We start from the raw sequence: 15,539 nt of genomic DNA on the forward strand, positions 1-15,539 counted from the left end.
TTTTAGTTTGGGTTATTATTAAAAGTTCTGAAGCATACGAACCTTTAAAGGAAAAAATATTACATCTTATTCCAATTTTCAATAATCTTTACGCTCTCCTTTTGATAAAAATCTATAAAATTGCTAAAATCTTCCAATTGCCTATTAAAATCTTTAGTTTCTTTAGTTCTTTCTTGTAATATTTCTTTAATAACTTTATTATAAGTTATGAGTTTATCTAAATGGTCAGTAAGTATATTTTTCCATTGTCCTAATCGTGTATAAAAATAACGTTTACGATCACCTGGTTTTGTTTTATATCCTATCCGTTTAACCTTTAATAAATAATTAATAGCATTACTCGTAGCACTTTTACTTAGGTCTAAATCTTCACGAATTTCGTCAAAGGTAAGTTCAGTAGAATTTGTAACAATCAATAATGCATCAATACGAGCTGAAGACGGAGACACTCCAATTCCTTCTAAAATTACACCCAAACTTTCGATGTGTTCTTTTTGCTTATCAGTTAATTTTTTTTTCATATTGATACAAATATAATTGGTTTTTTTAGTTCTGAATTACAAGAACCAACTTAATTAATCTATTTTTGGTCACTTATCATAAATCACTTACTATTATAATGTGACATTTCTCACCTAAGAACAGAGCATATATAATATGACAAAAAATAACCTTAAAAAAGTAAATACTACTACCTTTGCACATCATTTTTTTTACAATATAAAATGCCTTTAATAGATTATAGTTTTTTAAACAAAATTCTAAAGAAACCTAAAGCCGAAAAAGGCTACCAACATGTAAAAAAATCTTATTTAAAAAGAGTACGTTGGGCTGTTTCATTTTTTTATTTTACAATGGGTTTGTGTTTCGCAACCTGGGCAAGTCGCATTCCTGACATAAAAACTGCACTTGATTTAAGTGAAGGTCAGTTGGGTTTTATTCTATTAGCATTGCCTATAGGCCAATTACTTGCAATGCCGTTTTCTGGACGATTAGTTACAAAATATGGTAGCCGAGAAATTTTAATTATTGCCATTTTATGTTACATTGTTAATTTAACAAATCTTGGCTTAGCTACAAAAGAATGGCAATTAGCTTTAGGATTATTCCTATTTGGTATTTCAGGTAACTTTTGTAACATCTCTTTAAACACACAGGCAGTTTATGCCGAAAAAATACATAGAAAAACAATTATGAGTTCTTTTCATGGAGTGTGGAGCCTTGCTGGATTTTCTGGAGCCTTGCTTGGTTTATTAATGATGAGTTTAAATCTATTAGCTCATAATCATTTTATGATTGTTGCTGGTATTGGACTTCTATTTATTACAACTAATTATAGCTACTTAATTAAATCTGGAGGAAAGGTAAAATTAGTAAGAAAAGGCTTTTTCTCAAAACCAGATAAAAACCTACTTTGGTTAGGGGTAATAGGGTTCTGTTGTATGGCTAGTGAAGGTATAATGTTTGATTGGAGTGGTGTTTATTTTAAAGAAATAGTAAAAATTAAAGGAGCATTAGTAATTTTAGGCTATACTTCATTTATGATTATGATGGCAACAGGTAGATTTTTTGGTGATAGATTTGTTAGACGTTATGGTGCTAAAAAGGTGTTACAATTTGCTGGTATTTTAATTTCAGTTGGACTATTTACAGCTGTTCTATTTCCTTATTTAATATCCTCTACACTTGGTTTTATGTTAGTGGGTATTGGAGTTTCAACAGTAGTACCTAACCTATATAGTATTGCAGGGAAAAATAAGAAAGTTGCTCCTGGTATAGCCTTAACAACGGTGGCTAGTGTAAGTTTTTTAGGCTTTTTAATGGGGCCTCCTTTAATTGGTTATATTGCCGAACTTACCAATTTACGATATTCTTTTGCTTTTATAGGCATATTTGGGTTTATTATTACCTTAATGGTTAGCAACTTAAAGGTTTTTAAACAAAATAGTTTTGCAAATTAGAAAAGGAGAATGATTAAGACATTGTAACTTTCTTTAATTGTGATTTGGCAAATATACTTGATATCTCTTTTACATATCTGTAACTATGTTTTAATGCATCTTCTAAATTATCAGCATAATTTATTACTGAATCCGTATAAGTAACACCCATTTTATTTAAATCTTTTATTGAAACATCAATAATTCCACAAAAAGCAGCAACACGTATTTTTTGGTGTTGAACTTCAGTTAAAATACCACTTATTGTTTTTCCTGAAAATGTTTGACTATCTAACTTTCCTTCTCCAGTAATTATCCAATCTGCATCAATAATTTCTTTCTTAAATTGAGCAATTTCTTTTACTAAAGTTATTCCTGAAACTAATGTTCCATCTAAAAATAATTTGGTTGCAATTCCCATTCCTCCTGCTGCTCCAGCTCCTATTATATCAGTTGGATTAACATTGAAATGATCATTCAAAACAATAGAAAAGTGCTTTAATCCTTTATCTAACAATTTAATATCTTCTGCTGAAGCTCCTTTTTGCTGAGCATAAACATAAGCTGCTCCATTTTTACCATATAATGGATTGGCCACATCACAAGCTATTTTAAATTTCACCTTTTTTAATGCAGTAGAAACATTACTGGTATCTATAGATACAATTTTTAAAAGTTCTTTACCTACAGGATATACTTCTTTTTTATTTTTATCCAAAAATCGATATCCTAAAGCGGTTGCCATTCCTATTCCACAATCGTTAGTTGCACTTCCGCCTAATCCAATTATAATCAACTTAGCTCCTTTATTTATTGCATCTAAAATAAGCTGCCCTGTACCATAAGTAGTAGTGTTTTTACAATCTAATTCTTCTTGCTTTAGTAACTTAATACCCGATGCTTCTGCCATTTCTATAAAAGCAACTTTAGTACTTTTAGAATATAAATATTGTGCTTCAATTTTATTAAATAATGGGTTTTTTACCTGTACTTTTATAAATGCTCCTTTCAAATAATGGTTCGCAACTTTTATGGTACCATCACCTCCATCAGATAATGGCATTTTTACAATTTCAACATCTTTAATTACGGATTGAATTCCTTCTTCAACCGCATTGCAAAATTCTAATCCTGTTAAGGATCCTTTAAATTTATCTGGAGCAATTACAATTTTCACAGTTTTTTTATAAATATGATAAATTTGTCTTCTCAAATTTAAGTACTATTAGTCAACTTTACCCGATATAAATGCCTTATATTCTAATTTAAAAAGCTACAAACTGGTTTTAAAGAACAAAAAAATTTATTATAAAAATTTTAACAGTTTTTTTTCAATATTAATAATAAAATCACGCATTCCACCAAAAATTTAATATTAATTTTGAGCACAATTTCTGAATAACTGGAATTATATGGAGAAAGTAAAGAATAATAAAGGTGTTTTAAAAAAGCTAGTAATCTGGATTATAGCTGTACTCGCTTTCATCACTATTAGTATGTTAGTAATCCCTTCTATTTTTAGCAATTTTATTTCTAACGAAATAAAAAAAGGCATTAATAATAGTTTAGAAACGGAACTACAATTTAATGGCTCTCAAATTTCTTTCTTTAATCATTTTCCTTCCTTAACTTTTTCTTTCGAAAATGTAAATTTAATTGGTTCTGCTGCTTTTAAAAAGGATACAATAATTTCAGCTCAAGAATTAGGTTTTGGTATTAATGTTTTTAAACTTATTTTTTCGGATAGAATAGTTATTAACGAAACCTACATTACCCATTGCAATATAAATCTTATTAAAGATAAATTTGGCAAAACCAACTACGACATATTTAAAGCTTCAGATACAACTACAGTAAAAGATAGTAGTGAAACTAATCTCAGATTAAATCTTAAACATTTATCTATTGATAACGCAAAATTACGTTACCAAGATGCCGAAAATGGTTTAACAATAAATACAAGTGGTTTAAATTATAATGGACGTGGTGGATTAAAAAATGGCAAACTGAAATTAGGTTCTAAATTAGATATTGATAGTATAGATGTTGTTTTTGAAAATATTGACTATCTAAACGGAAAAAAACTTAAAGCAAAAGCTTTAACAGTATATGATACCGAAAATTTTGCCATTGCTCTAGATAAAAATACCATCTCCTTAAACAACCTAAACCTAAATTTCAATGGAAAACTAAATGTATTTGATGATGGTTTTGCTTACGATTTACACTTTAATACAGAAAACGGAACGTTAGAAGATGTTGTTACTGCTCTTCCTCCAAACTATACCGAATGGGCAAAAGAAATGAGTCTAGATGGAGATTTAGAGGCTACATTGAATTTAACTGGATATTCTGGAACAGTTCCTAAAGAGGTTGCTACAAACCATATAACTTTAGATGCAAACCTTTACGATGGCTCTATAAAACATAAAAATGCTCCAGAAGCAGTAGAAAATCTATTTGTTAAACTAAAAGGCGATTTGAAAGAGAATTTTATTAATCTCAATATTGACAGCCTTAACTTTACTCTGAATAATGATATTACTAGAGGTCATGCTTATATTAAAGGTATAATAGATTCTCTTTATGTTAAGTCAAACATTAAGTCTAATATAAATCTTAACATACTTAACAAAACCCTAAATTTACCACACCTAAAATTTACTGGTGTTTTAACAACCGATATTTATACAGATGGTATGTATTACCCACTTTCCGAAAAGCTACCAAAAACTAAAGGATTTTTTAAAGTAACTAATGGTTCTTTAAAAACAACTGGGCATGCTGAACCAATAAAAAACATTGAAATTGATGCCATATTCGAAAATAAAGGATTAACCTACGAAACCTCATCTGTAATCGTTAATACACTAAACTTTTCGTTTCTCAATAACTCCTTTACTAGTTCTGGATCTTTTAAAAATTTTGAGAATCCTAATTATCAAATTAATGCTAACGGAAACATTGACTTTACATCTCTTAATCAAGTAATAGAATTACCTTTTCTATTTAAAAGAGGACAGCTAACAGCAGATTTGAATTTAAAAGGACAACTTAATAATCCGTTAAATAAAAATACAAATAGTGGTATATTAAATGTTACGGACCTTGAAATTAATACAGATTTATTACAATTTCCAGTTCTAATAAAAGAAGGTAAATTTTCTTTTTTAAATGAGAAAATGGTAATTTCAAAACTTCACACCAAACATCAATCTACTGATGTTACTATGAATGGATATTTCCAAAACTATATTGATTACGCTTTAATGTCTAAAGGTATATTACGAGGTGATATTAATTTTAAATCTACAAAAATTGATATTGTCGAGTTTTTCCCAAAAGAAGAAACACAATCGAAAGATAGTACGGCTGTTAACTCAGTAATAACTGGAGTTATGCAGACTCCTAAAAACGTAGATATAGCAACAAAAATAGAAATAGACACTCTAAAATACAATCGTTTAATTATTACAAAATTAAGAGGAAATCTTGGCTTAAAAGAACAAGGACTTTTTCTGAAAAATGGGAGCTTACAAATGGTTGATGGCTTCTCTAAACTGGAAGGGTTTTACCAACCGACAAGTCTTGAAAAAGCATTATTCTCTATAGATTTAAAAGCCAATGAACTCAACTTAAAAAAAGGGTACAACAGTATTGATTTATTTAAACAATTAGCACCTGCGGCTGAAAAAGCATCTGGTATTGTATCTGTAGATTATAAACTAGCAGGAATTTTAAATAAAAATATGCTCCCTGTATTCCCTGACCTAAAAGGTAAAGGAACTTTAAAAGTACATAGCGTTCAATTTGATGGATACAAATTAATGGGTAAAATATCTGAAAAATCTGGTTTTAACGCCTTACATGATCCTAAAATATCTGAAATTACTATTAAATCTTCCGTAAAGAACAATGTGTTAACCATAGATCGTTTTAAATTTAAAATACGACCATTTAATTTAAGAGCTGAAGGCCAAACTACATTAGATGGAGAGCTAAGTATTAAAATGCGAATAGGTTTACCTCCATTAGGTATTATTGGTATTCCAGTGGTAGTAAAAGGAAATAGTGAAGATTTAGATATCAAACTAGGTACAAAATCGCCTGACCTAAACTCTTTAGAAGATATTGATGAGAGTTACTCCAAAGAAGATTTATTACGAATGTCAATACTAAAAGATTCAATTCGAGAAGGTATGTCAGTTGAAGAGATTACCAGCATACAAGAGAAAATTGAAAACATACAATTAGACTCTTTAAACGTAAAATCAATAGACAGTCTAAAAATGAATCACTAAACATACTGGTTTAAATAAAGGAAATAGAACATACACTATTTTTTCTACAAGCCTATCTTTACTGTGGTAAATAAAAAACACTAATTTAATTGACACCCTACTTTGTAGACAAAATCTCCCCAAACGTAGATTTTAATTTTTTACAATAGCCTGATGTTATTTCTTTGTGTCATAACTTAAAACATAAAAAAATGAAAGCATTAAAAACAAGTATTATAGTAGCATTATTCTCTTTAGTATTTACAGGTATTAGTTATGGTCAATCTTCTGAAAGAGGAGGAAAAAAAGAACGACCAACTTTTGCAAAACTATTAGAAGAAATGGACGCCAATGAAGATGGTAAATTGTCTGAATCAGAAGTAAAAGGACCTTTAAAAGAAAATTTCTCAAAGATTGACACTGATGAAGATGGTTTTATCTCTGAAAAAGAATTTGAAAATGCTCCTAAACCAGAAAGAAAAAAAAGACAATAATAGTTAATTAAAGTAGTTGAGTTAGTTTAAAAAGATCGGTCTTTATCAAGACCGATCTTTTTATTTAACAACAGCTTTTAACAAATTTAAAATCAACAAATTCACCCAATAATTATTTACAAAATTTGTCAATACATAGACAAAGGTTACAAGAACGTTGATTTTAATTTCAAACAAAAATAATTCATCATTACTTTGTCTCAACTAAAATAGTTAACAATGAAAAAAGCAATATTTAAAATTATAATTGTACTAATTTCGATAGTCACTTTAGTTAGTTGTAAAAACATTAATACTACGAAAGTTCAAAGCTCCATATCAGACCAACAACCAGAGCAAACTAATTTTGTGCAAGTTGCTACGGGACAAACCACTTTATATGATGGCGACGGCAACATACGCTCAACGATTAATGAAGGTGCCCCATTTTATGGTCAAGATGCCAATTATTTAAAAGGTCAAAAAATGGATTTTAAAAAAAATAATAATGGTACTGTTACTGATTTAAATACAAGACTAATGTGGCAAGAAATTCCATCCTCAGAAGGATTTAATTGGGAAGATGCAAACGAGTATTGCGAAAATTTAGAACTAGGAGGATATAATGATTGGCGAATGCCAACTGCAAAAGAATTGTATTCAATTAGTGATTTTAGTTCTGGATGGCCTTATTTAGACACCAATTATTTTTCTCTTGTAAATAATGATTATGTAGATAAAAGCGAACAATATTGGTCTAGTAATAAATATGTTGGTTATACTGAAGAAGGACATTATAATGCTGCTTTTGGTGTCAATCATGCTACAGGACATATAAAAGCTTATGCCGCTGCAGCTCCCGATGGTAAAGAAGGACACCAAGGGCCACCACCAAGCCATCAAGCACCTCCAGGACAAAAATTATCCGAAGGAAAACAATCTCCTCATCAAGAAGATAAACCCATAGGTAATCCAATGCTAAAACATATACGTGCTGTACGTGGCAATACTTACGGAATTAATGATTTTATCGATAATAATGATAAAACAATTACGGATAAAGCAACTGGACTAATGTGGGCAAAAAACGATAATGGTAAAGGGTTAGATTGGGAAAATGCTTTAGCTTATGCTGAAAATTCAGAATTAGCAGGCTATTCTGATTGGCGATTACCAAATGTAAAAGAGTTACAAGGCATTGTAGATTATTCTTATGCACCTAATGCAAAAGATTCTACTAAGATTGGTCCAGCAATTGATCCAATATTTAATTGTACACCAATTACAAATGAAGCTGGTGATTCCGATTATGGGTATTATTGGACCAGTACCTCAGCACATTTTAGAAGTGGAGAACCTTATTTTTATGCTTGGTACGTTGCCTTTGGTAGAGCAGTAAATGGAGAAGGTAAAGATTTTCATGGTGCAGGTTCCGTAAGGTTTGACACTAAATTCGAAGGTGGTAATTTAGGAGAAGGTGGTGAACGTTATTATAATTATGTACGATTGGTAAGAAATATAGACTAGTATAATTACACTGTTAACCAACAACAATTAAGGTGAGATTATTCCATAAAATTAAAAGAAATTCATTGAATTTAGGAAAAATAAAAAGTTATCTAGTATATGCTTTTGGAGAAGTAATTTTAATATCTATTGGTGTTTTAATTGCATGGAAAATAAATAATATAAATGAAATTTATAAAAGCAAAGCTGTAGAATTAAAAATCTATACAACCTTAAATGAAGAATTAGATACCAATCTCAAAGTTATTGATACTGCCATTGCTAAATACACAGAAGATATTGAAAAAATGCAAAGAACGCTGAATTATATCAGTATATCCTCAAATAAATTATCACAAGGTGCTAAAGACACCATTATAAATACCCACTTTAGAACCACTAATTTTTTAGACGGAGCTATAAGTTCTGTAGTGAATACAAAATTTGATTTGCTAGAAAGTGATTTACTTAAAAATTTACTTATTGCTTATCCTAACGATATAGAATCATTTAAAATACAAGAATCTATTATAAAAAATATTGTAACTAATAGGATTCAGCCCGTGCTAGAAAAACACCTATCATTAACCGATATTCTAGTTATGCAAAACACAAAATACAATAAAATAAAGACCGTAGGAGAAAAATCTAATTATCAGAAATTATTAAAAAGTAGAGAATACCAAAATAGCATTATTGATAGGTTGGTTCAATCTGAAAAGTTATTAGATATTGCAAATAATTTGAGAAAAAAAACATTAGTTATATCTATCAATCTTAATCAAGAATTAAGTTGATAAATTATTACATTTTATAAATAAGTTTTCATTTGAGTTTAGTTAGTTAGTTGTATAAGGATTGGTCTTTATTTAGATCAATCCTTTTACTTTAAATACTGATTTCCACAGCTTTTCTATATCCATTATAACCTCTTTATTTAGAAAATCATCCTTTTCGTAGATTATAATTCAATAAACATAGATTATAATTTTAAACATTAATAACATCACCTTAATTTGTATGAACAAACCGACATTAATAAGCAAGTTTTTTGTTCTTTATAGCGGTTGTATTATATCTTTTTTTTAAAAATATCAACTGAAGTAAAATAAAAAATCATGAATACAACAAATTTAAAAATTAAACCATTTATCTATCTATTATTCTTCACTTCTTTATTTCTTGTGAGCTGTTCAGACGATGATAAAACATCTGAAATAATAACAGATACAGAAGTAGAACTTGATGATCTGGATTTTGAACCTACAGATTGGACTACCGAAACGCATAGTAACGATGCAGAACCAAATTTTGATGAAGTATTTGATGATTCACAAGTAAAAAGATTAGATTTTGTAATCTCAGAAAACAACTGGAACGCCATGCTAGCTGATATGACAAACCTTTATGGTTCTTTTGGAGTAAATGGTCATGGAGGTAATGGATTAAGTGATATTGATGAAGATCCAATTTTTGTTCCTGGAGATGTTTTTTATAATGGCAAACAATGGTACAAAGTAGGATTACGTTTTAAAGGAAATTCTAGTTTACAAACAAGTTGGCAACAAGGAATTTTAAAATTAGCTTTTAAACTTGATTTTGATGAGTTTGAAGATGATTATCCTCAAATAAAAAATCAACGTTTTTATGGATTTAAAAAATTGAGCTTAAAAAATAATTATAACGATCAATCTTTTTTAAGAGAAAAAGTTGCCGCAGATGTTTTTAAAAATGCTGGTCTTGCTGTTTCTCATACTGCTTTTTACACTCTTTATGTAGATCATGGTGATGGTCCAGAGTATTTTGGATTATACACACTTGTAGAAGAGGTAGACGACACGTTAATTGATACTCAATTTTCAAGTGATGATGGAAATTTATATAAACCTGAAGATTATGGAGCTAGTTTTGCAGAAGGTACTTTTAACGAAGAAGGATTTGATAAAAAAACAAATGAAGACGAAGCTGATTGGTCTGATATTCAAGCCTTATTTAGTGCCTTACATGCAGATACAAGAACAACAGATCCAACTGCTTGGAGAGCAGGCTTAGATGCCGTATTAGACACTGATGTGTTTTTACATTACTTAGCTGTAAACACCGTTATTCAAAATTGGGATACTTATGGAATAATGCCTCATAATTATTATTTATACAATAACCCTGACAACAATTTATTAACTTGGATACCTTGGGATCATAATGAAGCTCTAGAAAGCGGAAAAATGCAAGGAGCTTTGAATCTAGATTTTTCAAACCTTTCTGAAGACTGGCCATTAATATCTTACTTGTATGCCGACGAGGTTTACAAAGCTAAATATGATAACTATGTTGAAGAAACTATTAATGGTCCTTTTAATCCAACAACAATGCAAAGCACTTATGATTCTTATGCTAGTTTAATTGAGTCTTCAGCTGTAGCAGAGGTTCCTGGATACACCTTTTTAAATACTAGTAATGATTTTCAACGAGCAATTTCAACTTTAAAATCACATGCTACTAGTAGAGCCAATGCTGTAAGTAATTATTTAAACAATTAATTGAATATTCATTTTAAGTTATATATCATAAAAGCTTTGTAGGTGATTGCGAAGCTTTTATTTTCCTTTAAAAAGTTTAAATAAACCACCATTAAAAACAACAATAAATGAAAAATAAAAACCAAAAATTAGCAATTTCCATATTCTTATTTCTCTTATGTTTTGGAGTTTTTGCTCAACGTCCTGGAGAGCAAGGTAGAAGATCAAATGGACAAGGAGGAAAACCTGATGCTTCTCAAATTTTATCAAAATTGGACACAAATAGTGATAATAAAATTGATATTGATGAAGCCTCTAAAGATCAAAGAAGTAAAATCTCTCAAGATTTTGACACCATAGACACTAATGATGATCAATATATTGATTTAGCAGAATTAGAAGCGTCGCTAAACAGAAAAAATAGACCTAAAGAAAATTCTGCTGAGCAAATCATAAAAGAAGTTGATGATAATGCAGATGGAAAGCTAAATACCTTAGAAATAGCTGCAAAAGAGAAGCTCTTACTAACCAATAATTTTGATGAAATTGACACGAATGATGACAACGAAATTGACTTAGAAGAATTAAAAGCTTTCTTAAAAAAATCAGACACAAAAAAACTAAAAAAAAAGAAAAGGTAAAACAATTAGAAATTAATCTAATATACACCTCTAATTTATAAAATAAAAAGCATTTAAATAATAACTAAATATGAAAAACATTTTAAAAATATCCCTAACAATTATAACTACATTAATATTGATAATATTTATGGCATGTACTAATAATGACGAGGTAAACGGAGAGTCTTCTGATGAAGCATTAACCATATTACCATCAGAATTTGAAGCCTTTAATTCGGATGCTGTAAGTGCATATTTATCCGATGGAGGTACAACTATAACAATTGAAACTACAGGGTTACCAAATCATAAAACAGTCTACTGGGGAGAAGGAAATAAACTATATATGGACGAGCCTAATGTAGAAGTTACTCCATCAATTATGTCTAGTAATAATAATGCCGTAACAATAACAGTTGATGCTGTACCTAATTTAGATGGTAAAACCGTATCAACACAATTAAACACTATTGGTATTGCTGTAAGTGGAGCCTCAATTTTTAATGACTCAGAAGGTAATGGACCGTTAAGTCAAGCCGCTGCCAGTTTAGATTGGACTGGTGCACATATTGGACCTGGTGTATATCACTATCATTTAGAACCTGTAGCTTTTAGTGATGATGACGACAAACTTATTGGTATTTTATTAGATGGTGTTTTTATTTATGGCAGAAAGTGCTATTCAACTGGTACTTACCCAACAGATTTAGATAGTTCTGGCGGACATACAACAACCACACAATATACAGATGGTGTTGAACAATATCATTATCATATAATTAATGAATTGTATTCAAATACTGACTCTTATATTTTATTCGCAGGTCCATATCAAGGTTTTTAATATGAAAAAGTTAAGTTTACTACTCTTATTGTGCTCTCTATTTTTTATTAATTGTAAGAATACATCTAAAGAAAAAGAAATTGCCTCTATTAAAAAAGAAATAAATATTCAAAATATTGAAGTAAATAAAAGTGAAATAAAACTTAATGGAAATGAAGGCAATTGGTATTATAATAACAAACTTTTTAATGGATATATGGTAACCTATACCGATAATGGCAAACTAGAACAGAAAGTTGGTTTTTATAATGGGAAAAAACAAGGAATTGCTAAAATTTGGTTCCCAAATGGGCAATTAAAAGTGAAATCTCATTACCAGCAAAATAAACTTATTGGTAGTTATAAATCATGGTGGCCCAATGGAGTTTTAGCTTCTGAAGCTAACTATAAAAATGGCAAATTACAAGGTGTAGAAAAAAGATGGTATGCCTCTGGACAAATTGCAAAACAAATGACATACACAAATGGAAAAGAAGAAGGTATGCAAAAAGCTTGGCTCAAAAACGGAAAATTATATGTCAATTACGAAGCTAAAAATGGACGAATTTTTGGCATGAAAAAAGCCAATTTATGTTACCAATTAGAAGATGAAGTAGTTATTGAAGACGAAAGAACAATATCCATATTTGGTGAAAAGAAAAAAAATATACCTAACATAAAAACCTTACAAAAATAATAACATGAGATATGTACTAATTTTATTACTTGCTTTAACTGTTAGTTGTAAAAAAGAGGTTAATAAAAAAGATGTAAACTCTGTTGAAACTAGTAGAGTTGACTATTTACCTTATTATAGTGAAGAGTCTTTTACACCACATTGGTTAATGCCAGAAACAAAAGAAGAGAAAAATTTTCATAAAATACCTGATTTTAAATTAATTAATCAGTTAGGAGATACTATTTCTCAAAAAACATTTGAAAATAAAATTTATGTTACTGACTTCTTTTTTACAAGTTGTCCTGGTATTTGCCCAAAAATGACTAGCAATATGGTTAAACTTCAACAAGAATTTAAACAAGATTCTGAAGTTTTATTTTTATCTCATTCAGTAACTCCAACTATTGATTCTGTAGCTGAATTAAAGAAATATGCTGAAACCCATGGGGTAATAGCTAACAAATGGCATTTAGTTACAGGAAATAAAACTACAATCTATAACCTAGGTAGAAATGAATACTTTGTTGAAAATGATTTAGGTGTACCAAAAAATAGTAATGATTTTTTACACTCAGAAAATTTCTTATTAATAGATAAAAATAAACACATTAGAGGTATTTATAACGGCTTAGATAGAGCCTCTATGGCTCAATTAATAATAGATATTAAAGCGTTAAAAAAAGAAGTATAAATTTACTAATTTAAAAGCCTCTATTTCTATTGAGCATAAAGTTATAATACCAACTATGAAACAAAATTATAAATCTATATTTATTATGTAATTAAAAGTTTTACATTTAAATATATAACTACTGAAACTAATATAAAATTATGATTCTAAAATCATAAATTAGAACGTAATACCTAACTAATGAAACTTAAAAATAATAAATTTAATTATTTTGAAACATTAATAATAATTGCTTTTTGGGCATTACTATTTGCATCCCCTTTGTTATTTGGACGTTATGAATCGGAGATAGACTGGGGGCATATCCTAAACGTTTGGGTAAGTTACTTACCCCTCTTGGGTTTGTTTTTTATCAATCGATTAATTTTATTACCAAAACTTTTCTTTAAAGGTAAAAAAATTAGCTATTTTTCAAGTACCATTATTTTAATACTTCTATTAGCTATAGGAATTTATTTTACCCGCAACAGGCCAATACAAAAAATAAATCCACCTCAAAGATTAGAAAACACAGGTAGTCCATTTCCTCGTGGTAACAATCTAGAAAAATCTCCTTTTCAAATTCAGCCCTTAAAAGATATTCCTAGACCAATTCCTAATTATGCTAACTTTATAATACTTGCTGTATTATTGGTTGGTTTTGACGCAGGTTTACAAATTTCTATGCGTTGGGCTAAATTAGAACAAGAGAAATCGAATTTACAGAAAGAAAATGTTGAAAATCAAATGGCTTTTTTAAGAAATCAAGTCAGTCCACATTTTTTTATGAATACATTAAATAATATTCATGCTTTAGTAGATATTGACTCTGAAGAAGCGAAAACCTCTATTATTAAACTATCAAGTTTAATGCGTCATTTATTATACGACTCTGATGATCATTTTACTTCCATAAAAAAAGAAGTAAAATTTATACAAAGTTATATTGAACTTATGCGACTTCGCTTTACTAACAAAGTAAAAATTGAGGTTGATATTCCTAGTAGTATTCCTGATAAATCAATACCTCCACTATTATTTACTTCTTTATTAGAAAATGCTTTTAAACATGGTATTAGTTATAATCATCCCTCTTATATAAAAATAGTGATGTCCTTTTCTGATAATGCTTTAAATTTTACAATAGAAAATAGCAATCATAAAAAAGAAAAAGATACTTCCTCTGGTATAGGAATTAAAAATACTAAAAAAAGATTGTATCTATTGTATGGAAACAGCTATATTCTTAACATTTCAGAAAGTAAAGAAAAATATGTCGCAAATTTAAATATTCCATTATGATACGTTGTATAGCCATTGATGATGAACCTCTTGCTCTTAAGCAAATAGCTAGTTATATTGATAAAACTCCATTTTTAACCCTAATTTATCAATTTGAAAGTGCTTTCCAAGCAATTTCTTTTATTCAAGAAAATGAAGTTGACTTAATGTTTGTTGATATTAATATGCCTGATTTAAACGGGATGGATTTTGTAAAATCTTTGAACAACCCTCCAAAAGTAATTTTTACTACTGCATATAGTGAATATGCCCTTGACGGATTTAAGGTAGATGCTATCGATTATCTATTAAAACCTATTGGTTATATTCAGTTTTTAAAAGCTACCGAAAAAGCCAAAAATCGATTAAAACCAAAAGAAATTGATAAAACTGAAATTCATAGTAATGATAAATTTTTATTTATTAAATCTGAATATAAAATTGTTCGAATAAACCTAGTCGATATAAAATATATTGAAGGAATGCGTGAATATGTACGAATTCATTTATCAAATGACAAACCCATAATGGCTTTAATGAGCATGAAAAAAATGGAAAAATTTCTTCCAGATACTAATTTTATGAGAGTTCACCGTTCGTTTTTGGTAAATCTTGATAAAATAACAATGGTAGAACGTAATAGAATTGTTTTTGACGAAAAAACATATATTCCAATTAGTGAACAACACAAAGAAAAATTTCAAAAATTTTTAGATGATAATTTTTTAGTTTAACTAAAAAAACA

Annotated in this window: 14 protein-coding genes; 12 read left to right on the forward strand and 2 right to left on the reverse strand. The window is 29.0% G+C overall.

Translation table 11 applies throughout. The features are described 5' to 3' along the window. Positions 1 to 59: 59 nt before the first annotated feature. On the reverse strand, positions 60 to 521 hold the full coding sequence (locus EGM88_RS00160) for a GbsR/MarR family transcriptional regulator (protein WP_123895854.1): 462 nt from the start codon (positions 519 to 521) through the stop codon (positions 60 to 62). Positions 522 to 725: 204 nt separating this feature from the next. On the opposite strand from EGM88_RS00160, the gene EGM88_RS00165 reads away from it, so the two are divergent. After that, complete coding sequence (locus EGM88_RS00165; protein ID WP_123895855.1) at positions 726 to 1,961, forward strand: MFS transporter; 1,236 nt, start codon at positions 726 to 728, stop codon at positions 1,959 to 1,961. Positions 1,962 to 1,974: 13 nt separating this feature from the next. On the opposite strand, the gene EGM88_RS00170 is transcribed toward EGM88_RS00165, so the two are convergent. Then, positions 1,975 to 3,117 (reverse strand): glycerate kinase, encoded by a 1,143-nt coding sequence (locus tag EGM88_RS00170; protein WP_123895856.1) that lies wholly within the window; start codon positions 3,115 to 3,117, stop codon positions 1,975 to 1,977. 235 nt (positions 3,118 to 3,352) lie between these two features. On the opposite strand from EGM88_RS00170, the gene EGM88_RS00175 reads away from it, so the two are divergent. The 11 genes from EGM88_RS00175 (at position 3,353) to EGM88_RS00225 (ending at position 15,528) form a co-directional block, all read left to right on the forward strand. Continuing rightward, positions 3,353 to 6,241 (forward strand): AsmA-like C-terminal region-containing protein, encoded by a 2,889-nt coding sequence (locus EGM88_RS00175; protein WP_123895857.1) that lies wholly within the window; start codon positions 3,353 to 3,355, stop codon positions 6,239 to 6,241. A 191-nt stretch (positions 6,242 to 6,432) separates the two neighbouring features. Continuing rightward, positions 6,433 to 6,714, forward strand: coding sequence for an EF-hand domain-containing protein (locus tag EGM88_RS00180; RefSeq protein ID WP_123895858.1), 282 nt, complete (start codon positions 6,433 to 6,435; stop codon positions 6,712 to 6,714). A gap of 219 nt (positions 6,715 to 6,933) precedes the next feature. After that, the gene (locus tag EGM88_RS00185) at positions 6,934 to 8,220 is read left to right on the forward strand and encodes an Lcl C-terminal domain-containing protein (protein ID WP_123895859.1); all 1,287 of its coding nucleotides are present in this window, start codon (positions 6,934 to 6,936) and stop codon (positions 8,218 to 8,220) included. 65 nt (positions 8,221 to 8,285) lie between these two features. Beyond that, positions 8,286 to 8,996 (forward strand): hypothetical protein, encoded by a 711-nt coding sequence (locus EGM88_RS00190; protein WP_123895860.1) that lies wholly within the window; start codon positions 8,286 to 8,288, stop codon positions 8,994 to 8,996. A 321-nt stretch (positions 8,997 to 9,317) separates the two neighbouring features. Beyond that, the gene (locus EGM88_RS00195; RefSeq protein ID WP_123895861.1) at positions 9,318 to 10,739 is read left to right on the forward strand and encodes a CotH kinase family protein; all 1,422 of its coding nucleotides are present in this window, start codon (positions 9,318 to 9,320) and stop codon (positions 10,737 to 10,739) included. Positions 10,740 to 10,846: 107 nt separating this feature from the next. Beyond that, entirely contained in the window at positions 10,847 to 11,359 is a 513-nt protein-coding gene (locus tag EGM88_RS00200; RefSeq protein WP_123895862.1) for an EF-hand domain-containing protein, read from the forward strand. Between the two features lie 70 nt (positions 11,360 to 11,429). Continuing rightward, positions 11,430 to 12,185, forward strand: coding sequence for a YHYH protein (locus tag EGM88_RS00205; protein WP_123895863.1), 756 nt, complete (start codon positions 11,430 to 11,432; stop codon positions 12,183 to 12,185). A 1-nt stretch (position 12,186) separates the two neighbouring features. After that, entirely contained in the window at positions 12,187 to 12,861 is a 675-nt protein-coding gene (locus tag EGM88_RS00210; RefSeq protein WP_123895864.1) for a toxin-antitoxin system YwqK family antitoxin, read from the forward strand. A 4-nt stretch (positions 12,862 to 12,865) separates the two neighbouring features. Continuing rightward, complete coding sequence (locus EGM88_RS00215; RefSeq protein WP_123895865.1) at positions 12,866 to 13,534, forward strand: SCO family protein; 669 nt, start codon at positions 12,866 to 12,868, stop codon at positions 13,532 to 13,534. Between the two features lie 180 nt (positions 13,535 to 13,714). Then, positions 13,715 to 14,815, forward strand: a complete 1,101-nt coding sequence (locus tag EGM88_RS00220; RefSeq protein WP_123895866.1) for a sensor histidine kinase — start codon at positions 13,715 to 13,717, stop codon at positions 14,813 to 14,815. Further along, positions 14,812 to 15,528 carry a LytR/AlgR family response regulator transcription factor gene (locus EGM88_RS00225; RefSeq protein WP_123895867.1) on the forward strand — a complete coding sequence of 239 codons (717 nt, stop codon included), beginning with the start codon at positions 14,812 to 14,814 and terminating at the stop codon, positions 15,526 to 15,528. The genes EGM88_RS00220 and EGM88_RS00225 overlap by 4 nt, the downstream gene beginning before the upstream one ends. Positions 15,529 to 15,539: the final 11 nt, after the last annotated feature.

The organism is Aureibaculum marinum, assembly GCF_003813905.1.
GTDB classification, from domain to species: domain Bacteria; phylum Bacteroidota; class Bacteroidia; order Flavobacteriales; family Flavobacteriaceae; genus Aureibaculum; species Aureibaculum marinum.